At 62.9% G+C, this 5,954-nt stretch carries 6 protein-coding genes; all 6 read left to right on the plus strand.

Features of this window, described 5'->3' with window-relative positions:
* The first annotated feature begins 12 nt into the window (after nucleotides 1-12).
* The gene (locus QZ266_RS14775) at nucleotides 13-1,215 is read left to right on the plus strand and encodes a glycine C-acetyltransferase (protein WP_367178250.1); all 1,203 of its coding nucleotides are present in this window, start codon (nucleotides 13-15) and stop codon (nucleotides 1,213-1,215) included.
* A gap of 119 nt (nucleotides 1,216-1,334) precedes the next feature.
* A complete protein-coding gene (locus tag QZ266_RS14780) occupies nucleotides 1,335-1,721 on the plus strand; it encodes a hypothetical protein (protein WP_295696486.1) in 387 nt (128 codons plus the stop codon).
* A gap of 191 nt (nucleotides 1,722-1,912) precedes the next feature.
* Nucleotides 1,913-3,109: a hypothetical protein gene (locus QZ266_RS14785; RefSeq protein WP_295696488.1), complete on the plus strand. Its 1,197-nt coding sequence runs from the start codon at nucleotides 1,913-1,915 to the stop codon at nucleotides 3,107-3,109.
* A 148-nt stretch (nucleotides 3,110-3,257) separates the two neighbouring features.
* Nucleotides 3,258-4,367, plus strand: a complete 1,110-nt coding sequence (locus QZ266_RS14790; RefSeq protein ID WP_295696490.1) for an NAD(P)/FAD-dependent oxidoreductase — start codon at nucleotides 3,258-3,260, stop codon at nucleotides 4,365-4,367.
* 43 nt (nucleotides 4,368-4,410) lie between these two features.
* Entirely contained in the window at nucleotides 4,411-5,250 is an 840-nt protein-coding gene (locus tag QZ266_RS14795) for a hypothetical protein (RefSeq protein ID WP_295696491.1), read from the plus strand.
* Nucleotides 5,247-5,954 (plus strand): alcohol dehydrogenase catalytic domain-containing protein (locus QZ266_RS14800; RefSeq protein ID WP_295696493.1); only part of this gene is annotated, 708 nt, incomplete at its 3' end. The genes QZ266_RS14795 and QZ266_RS14800, both read left to right, overlap by 4 nt.

Raw genomic sequence — 5,954 nt, forward strand, 5'->3', positions numbered from 1 at the left:
TGGGAGCCCACCATGTCCGACGCCTTCTACGCCCACCTTGCCGACGAGTTGAAGCAGATCGAGGCGGACGGGCTGTACAAGCGCGAACGCGTCATCACCTCGCAGCAATTCTCCGAGATCGATGTGACCGCGGACGGGGCGTCGAGCCATGTCATCAATTTCTGCGCCAATAATTATCTCGGCCTGGCCAATCGTCCCGAGCTGATCGAGGCCGCCAAATCGACCCTGGACAGTCATGGTTTCGGCGTCGCCTCGGTGCGTTTCATCTGTGGAACACAGGATCTGCACAAGCAGCTGGAAGCCAAGGTCGCGGCCTTTGCCGGCTGCGAGGATGCCATCCTCTATGCCGCCGCCTTTGACGCCAATGGCGGCGTGTTCGAGCCGCTCCTGGGGCCGGAGGATGCGATCATCTCGGACGCGCTCAACCATGCCTCCATCATTGACGGTGTGCGCCTGTGCAAGGCCAGGCGCTATCGCTATGCCAATTCCGACATGAGCGATCTCGAGACCCAGCTGAAACAGGCCCGGGCCGATGGCGCGCGCCATGTCCTGATCGTCACCGATGGCGTGTTCTCGATGGATGGTTATATCGCCGACCTGAAATCCATCGTCGGCCTGGCCAAGCAATATGATGCGCTGACCATGGTCGATGACTGCCATGCGCACGGCTTCATGGGCGCTAAAGGCCGCGGGACGCCGGAGCATTGCGGTGTGCTGGGCGAGATCGACATCATCACCGGTACGTTTGGCAAGGCGCTGGGCGGGGCGATGGGCGGTTTCACGGCGGCGCGCAAGGAGATCATCGACATGCTGCGCCAGCGCTCGCGGCCCTATCTGTTCTCCAACTCGCTGGCGCCGGCCATTGCCGGGGCTTCGCTCAAGGCGCTCGACATGGTCGCCGAGGGCGATGATCTGCGCGCCCGCCTGGTCGACAATGCCAAACGCTTCCGCACCGGCATGAGCGAAGCCGGATTTGATCTTCTGCCGGGCGAACATCCGATCATCCCGGTCATGCTGGGCGATGCCAAGCTGGCCCAGGAGATGGCGTCCAGGCTGATGGATGAGGGCGTTTATGTGATCGGCTTCTTCTTCCCCGTCGTGCCCAAGGGCAAGGCCCGGATCCGCACCCAGATGTCGGCGGCCCACACGCCCGAGCAGATCGACCGCGCCGTGGCGGCGTTTACAAAGGTGGGCAAGGCGCTCGGGGTGATCTGACCCCGGATTCTCACAGGCCGAATCCCTCCCGGATTCCGGTCTCTCCATTCCCTCTGATAACCCGACTTTCCTCGTTGTAAGTTGTTGTCATTCAACCGCTTTATAGAAGGAGAGGGGCTATGAGACCTGGTTTGTTCATCGCCATTGCGGCGTTTTTTGTCGTGTCGATCGGAGCCTTGATGTGGGGTCTACCACAATATGGTGTCTGGCAGCAGGAGCTCGCCGGCCGGGCTGAACTGGTCCGCGCGGAGCAGAACCGGCATATTGCCGTGCTCGAGGCGCAGGCCCGGCTTGAGGCCGAGGAGCTGAATGCCGAGGCAGAAGTTGCCCGTGCCCGTGGTGTGGCGGAAGCCAATGCCATCGTCGCGGAAGGTCTGGGCGGTCCGGACGGTTATCTGCGCTATCTGTGGATCCAGTCGCTTGGCGAAAATGGCCAGGACGTGATCTACATCCCGACCGAGGCCGGACTTCCCATCCTGGAAGCCAGCCGCCCTATCGCCCGATAGGGCTCGTAACCGGCGCCGTGATTACGGCGCCGGTCTGCTTTGGCGGCACGGGACGCCACCCCAACCAGTCCCCCTGACCTTTTCCCCAATCGCGGGTAGTCTGTTCCGGTCAGACTCGCTTTTCCGGCGAAAGCTGCATCCGAATGATCGCTTGGGGGCATCACACGGGTAACGTGACACAGGGGACTGATATGACGGATACCAGCGAAGTGCGTGCAAGCAGTGCGCGTCCATCGGACGAGATGCTGCCTTTCCTGAACAATTTCCACGACATCTTCACCACCATCGGGGTGCTGATCCTGCTGGGTGGCCTGGCGGTCGGCGCCGGCCAGGTGATGGTCGGGCTGGACCTCATTGAAGGTGAGCAGGCCTGGCAGAACGCGCTGATGGCGCTGATCGGCGGCATCGCCGTCTTTATCTGGTTCCTGTCGGCCCTGCTGGTCGGCAAGCAGCGCCGCATCCTGCCGGGCATTGTGCTCAGCTCGGTGTTCGGCGTGACCACCATGATCGTGCTGATCTGGGGCTATGTTCAATTCCTGATCCATGGTGTCGGCCTCAGCGAGGACTCGTTCGAGATGGTCAACCAGGCTGCAGACGCAATTGAGTTGGAGAGCCAGCAAGTGCTGACCCGCGAAATGGTGATGGCGTTGGTGGTGCAATTGCCCGCCGCACTCCGCTTCTTTCCGCTCGTGATCGGTTTGGCCTTCCTGCTGCCAATAGCCGCTTATTACTTCAGCTATCGTCTGCCCTATGCTGGTGGCCTGATGGGTGTTGGTTTTGTCTTGACCGCTGTCATGGCACTGATGGCCTTCGATCCCTACACGGTGGTCGTCTGGTCGCCGGCGATCAATGTTGCGGCAGGTGCCGTTCTGCTGGTGACCGGAATTATCTTTGATGCCCGCGATCCGGCGCGAGAAACGCGGCTGGCCGGGACGGCGTTCTGGCTGCATTTCCTTGCGGCCCCGATCCTGCTCGGCGCCATGCTCAATGTCACCCTGTCCGGTTGGTCGCTGCAGGCGAGTGAATTCAACAATCCGGAAAACCTAAACCTCTTCGCGGCCATGGCGGCTGATGGTGCCGAAACGATGCGCCTGGCGATTACGGCCCTGACGGTGATTGGCCTGTTTGCCATTGTTTCGCTCCTGATCAATCGCCGGGCGCTGATCGTGTCGGGCCTGCTGACCGCCGGTGTCTCCATTGGCATCATCGTCAATTCTGCCGGACTTGGCGCGGGCGCGGTTGTCGCCGTGACCCTGCTGGTGCTGGGTGGCGTGGTCGTGGTGCTGGGCGCGGCGTGGAACCCGGTCCGCCGCATCCTGCTGCTGCCAATCCCGCAGGTCGGTCCGCTGGGCCGTATCTTCCCGCCGGTGAGTGCCGCCGAGGGGTGACTGAACCGACTTTCTGGATGAAGAGCCGCCCGGTGCCCTGCGCCGGGCGGTTTTCTTTTTGTGAGCGGGTCGGTCCGCATACCCTCTTCCAGTGCACCGGACTCATGCCAGTCTTATCGTTTAGGCGTGCCGGGCTGGGAGAATGCGCATGGCCTTCGAGACAGATGCGATCATTGTCGGTGGCGGAGCGGTCGGTCTGGCGACGGCGCGGGCCTTTGCCCGGCGCGGCCATGAGACCGTCGTCCTGGAAGCCAACAAGGCGATCGGCCAGGGCATTTCCTCGCGCAATTCCGAGGTTATCCATGGCGGGCTCTATTACCCGACCGGCTCGCTGAAAGCCCGCCTGTGCGTGGCCGGGCGGCTGATGCTCTACGCCTTTCTCGAACACCACCACCTGCCGCACGAGAAATGCGGCAAGCTGGTCGTCGCCACCCAGCCCCACGAAATCGAGCGGCTGGATGCTATTCTTGACCAGGCCAACATCAACCAGGTCGGTGGCATGCGACGCCTCAGTGGCGCCGAAGCACGGGCGCTCGAGCCGGAATTGCACGCCGAGGCCGCCCTGCTGTCGGAAGAAAGCGGCGTGATGGATGCGCACGCCTATATGGACGCGCTGGCCGGAGAGATTGCCGGGCATGGCGGGGCGATCGCGGTCAATACGCCCTTCGCCGGTGCCGCGCCGCTCAAGGGCGGGGGATTCGTGGTCCGCACGGGCGGCGAGCATGCGACCGAGGTGACCACACGCTATCTGGTGATTGCGGCGGGCCTGGGTGCCCAGTCCGCAGCCGGCCTGATCGAGACCGTCCCGGCAGCGTCCATCCCGCCCTTGCACTACGGCAAGGGGGTCTACTTTACCTTGTCGGGCAAGGCGCCGTTTTCGCGCCTGGTCTATCCACTGCCCATTCCGGGTGCTTTGGGCACGCATTATCGCCGCGACCTGGGCGGACAGGCACGCTTCGGGCCGGACCTCGCCTTTGTCGAGGGGGAGGACTACACGGTCGATCCGGAGCGGGGCGAGGCCTTCTACGCAACCGCCCGGCGCTTCTGGCCGGGCTTGCCGGACGGCGCGTTGATGCCGGATTATGCCGGTATCCGGCCCAAACTGCATGGACCGGGCGAGCCTCAGCCCGATTTCCGCATTGACGGGGCCGATACACATGGCGTTGAGGGGCTGGTCGCGCTGTTCGGCATTGAAAGCCCCGGCCTGACCGCCTCGCTGGCGATCGGTGAGACGGTCGCGGAACGCCTGACCGCTTGATTGCGACGGGTGAAGGGGCACAATGATGCCGATCGGGGGACGTATGACATCATCACGCTGGGCCTTTGTGGCCACTCTGGTGCTGACTGTGGCGACGCTGGCCTTTCCGCTGGCGCTGTTCGGTTCGCCGCCTGACCTGGGCAGTGCACCGATGGCGGAGGGGTTCAAAACGCCCATCCTTGCACTTGAATTCGCCGAAAAAACCGAAGACCTCGACTTTCTTCAGGGTGACGAGGCCGCCGCATTGCGGGCCTGGCTGGTCGAGGTGCAATTCCTCGACTGGTTCTTCCCGCTGGCCTATGCCGGCATGGCCGCGGCCTTCTTCCTCGGTATGGCGCTGCGGGGACGCTTTCTGGCAGTGATCGGGGTCGGTCTGGCGCTCGCCACCATCCCCGCCGACTGGCAGGAGAATGCGACCATCAACAGCATCCTCGCCGAGATCGAGGCCCCGGTCTGCGGTCCCGAAATCGAGCCGCCGGACGGCCGCGACGATGTCGTGCTGCGCGATTGTCTGCCCGATGGCTATTTCGACGAGGCCAGCAGCGAGGCCGAACTTGTCTCATACGCCCTGGACAGTTTCCTGCCCGTGCGGATCGAAATGCTGCGCATCGATACCTGGGTCAAATGGGGTCTGATCGCGGCCTATGCGGCCTGGATGGCTGCCATGTTGTGGATGGATGGGCGCCGGATCCTCGCTGTCCCGGCGGGCGTCGGGGCATTGTCATTATTGGCAACTTTTGTCAGCGGGTCGAACGGCCATGTCGCCGAACTGATGTCGATACTGCTCATTCCGATGATGCTCACTTTCCCCATCGCCGCTGTGATGTATCTTCGCGACAAACCCGCCGAGACGGGGACGCCACAAGGTGAGGGAAGCGCATGAAAGCCCTGGTGAAAGCCAAGCCGGAAGAAGGCATCTGGATGGAGGATGTCCCCGAGCCGACAATCGGTCCGGATGACGTTCTCATCAAGGTCAAGCGAACCGCAATCTGCGGGACCGATATTCATATCTATAACTGGGATGACTGGGCCGCCAAGAACGTGCCCACGCCCATGGTCGTCGGTCATGAATATGCCGGCGAGATTGTCGATATCGGCGCCAATGTGACCCGCGTGAAGGTTGGCCAACGCGTCTCCGGCGAAGGGCATGTGGTCGGTGTCACAAGCCGCGCCGCGCGCGCCGGTCGATTCCATCTGGACCCGGAAACCCGCGGCGTCGGGGTCAACATCCCGGGCGCCTTCGCCGAATACATGAAACTCCCGGCCTTCAATGTCGTCCCTCTGCCCGAGGATGTGCCCGACGAGATCGGTTCGATCCTCGACCCGCTCGGCAATGCGGTGCACACCGCCCTGCAATTCGACATGATCGGCGAGGATGTGCTGATCACCGGTGCCGGTCCGATCGGCATCATGGCCGCCGCGATCGCCCGTCATGTCGGCGCCCGTCATGTCGTTCTGACCGATATCAATACCCATCGCCTTCACCTGGCCAGCCAGGTCGCGCCGAATATCCGCACGGTCGATGTCTCGAAGGAGAAGATCGAGGATGTGGCCAAGGAACTCGGCATGACCGAGGGCTTTGATGTC

This window comes from uncultured Maricaulis sp. (assembly GCF_905480005.1).
Classification (GTDB): Bacteria; Pseudomonadota; Alphaproteobacteria; order Caulobacterales; family Maricaulaceae; genus Maricaulis.

Bases quoted from the DNA above. Each gene is read 5' to 3' on its own strand.
- QZ266_RS14775 (WP_367178250.1), top strand. From the start codon at position 13: ATGTCCGACGCCTTCTACGCCCACCTTGCCGACGAGTTGAAGCAGATC.
- QZ266_RS14780 (WP_295696486.1), top strand. From the start codon at position 1,335: ATGAGACCTGGTTTGTTCATCGCCATTGCGGCGTTTTTTGTCGTGTCG.
- QZ266_RS14785 (WP_295696488.1), top strand. From the start codon at position 1,913: ATGACGGATACCAGCGAAGTGCGTGCAAGCAGTGCGCGTCCATCGGAC.
- QZ266_RS14790 (WP_295696490.1), top strand. From the start codon at position 3,258: ATGGCCTTCGAGACAGATGCGATCATTGTCGGTGGCGGAGCGGTCGGT.
- QZ266_RS14795 (WP_295696491.1), top strand. From the start codon at position 4,411: ATGACATCATCACGCTGGGCCTTTGTGGCCACTCTGGTGCTGACTGTG.